This is a genomic window from Streptomyces sp. NTH33 (genome assembly GCF_003236365.1).
Lineage (GTDB): Bacteria > Actinomycetota > Actinomycetes > Streptomycetales > Streptomycetaceae > Streptomyces.
In genome coordinates this window covers 1-944 of the sequence record NZ_POTZ01000979.1, presented here as the reverse complement: position 1 = coordinate 944, position 944 = coordinate 1, and the positions used below count along the sequence as shown (strand labels likewise).

The 944-nt window shown below is 68.0% G+C and carries 1 protein-coding gene; it reads left to right on the top strand.

Annotated features, from left to right (window positions below; all coding sequences use genetic code 11):
* Window positions 1-169: 169 nt before the first annotated feature.
* On the top strand, window positions 170-944 hold a 775-nt coding region (locus C1I97_RS37945; RefSeq protein ID WP_441349201.1), incomplete at its 3' end, for an IS256 family transposase.

Here is a 944-nt window from a genome sequence, read left to right as displayed (position 1 = left end):
GAGGCTGTTTACTCCTCTGTGTAAGAGGTGATCTTGCTGGGTGCTGGTCGGGCCCCGGTTGACACCAGGAATGTGACGCACAGTGAGTGACCTGATGAACGAGACCAGCCCGTACGCCGAGCCCGTGGACGAGCGCCGTGAGGAGGCCGCGCGGCGGCTGGCGGGGGCGATGTCGCCGGCGGCGATCGACAAGCTGCTGGCGGACGCCGAGGCCGCCGGGGTCGGGATCGACGGGGCCGGCGGGCTGCTGCAGCAGATGATGAAGGCGGTCCTGGAGCGGGCCCTGCGGGTGGAGATGGCCGACCATCTGGGCTACGAGGCGGGCGACCCGGCGGGGAGGGGCAGCGGGAACTCCCGCAACGGCTCGTACCCCAAGACGCTGACCACGGTGGCCGGGCCGGTCACGGTGGACGTGCCCAGGGACCGCAGGGCCGAGTTCGAGCCGGTCATCGTGCCCAAGGGCCGGCGGCGCCTGGCCCAGGTCGACGACATGATCCTGTCCCTGTACGCGCGGGGGATGACCACCCGGGACATCACCGCGCACCTGAAGGAGGTCTACGGCTCCGAGGTGTCCCCGGCCCTGGTCTCGAGGATCACGGATGTGGTCGCGGACGAGATAACTGCCTGGCAGAACCGGCCTGTTGACGAGGTCTACCCGATCCTCTACATCGATGCGCTGAGCGTGAAGGTCCGCGACGGCGGCAGGGTGACCAACAAGTCCGCCCACCTCGTGATCGGTGTCGATGTCGACGGGATCAAGAACGTCCTGGGGATCTGGCTGCAGGACGCCGAGGGGTCGAAGTTCTGGCTGAACGTGCTCACCCAGCTGAAGAACCGCGGCCTGCGCGACGCGCTGATCGTGTGCTGTGACGGGCTGAGCGGCCTGCCCGAAGCGATCAACACGGTCTGGGAGAAGGCAGTGGTCCAGACCTGTGTGACCCATC